This is a genomic window from Caballeronia mineralivorans PML1(12), from assembly GCF_001028175.1.
In the GTDB taxonomy this organism is placed as follows: domain Bacteria; phylum Pseudomonadota; class Gammaproteobacteria; order Burkholderiales; family Burkholderiaceae; genus Caballeronia; species Caballeronia mineralivorans.
Window position 1 is genome coordinate 1 of sequence record NZ_AEJF01000320.1, and the last position, 319, is coordinate 319.

The 319-nt window shown below is 51.7% G+C and carries 1 pseudogene; it reads left to right on the top strand.

What is annotated here, in order from left to right:
- A pseudogene (locus EOS_RS45480) lies at window positions 1-181 on the top strand (hypothetical protein); the annotation flags it as partial.
- Window positions 182-319 lie beyond the last annotated feature (138 nt).

Below are 319 nucleotides of genomic sequence, written 5' to 3' on the forward strand. Positions count from 1 at the left end.
GTGGACCTTCTCAACTAACGGCGTATCTATCATGGGCCGTCACGGCATTCCGGTGATCGGCTTTGGCCCGGGTAAAGAACCTGAAGCGCATGCACCTAACGAAAAAACCTGGAAATCTCACCTGGTGACCTGTGCCGCGATGTACGCTGCAATCCCGTTAAGCTGGCTGGCAACAGAGTAATTACTCTTCACTTATTCCCCTCCGGTTCGCCGGAGGGTTTTTGGAGTTTGCTATGCGCGTATTGATCAAAAACGGCACTGTCGTTAACGCAGATGGACAAGCCAAACAGGATTTGCCGATTGAAAGCGGGATTGTTCG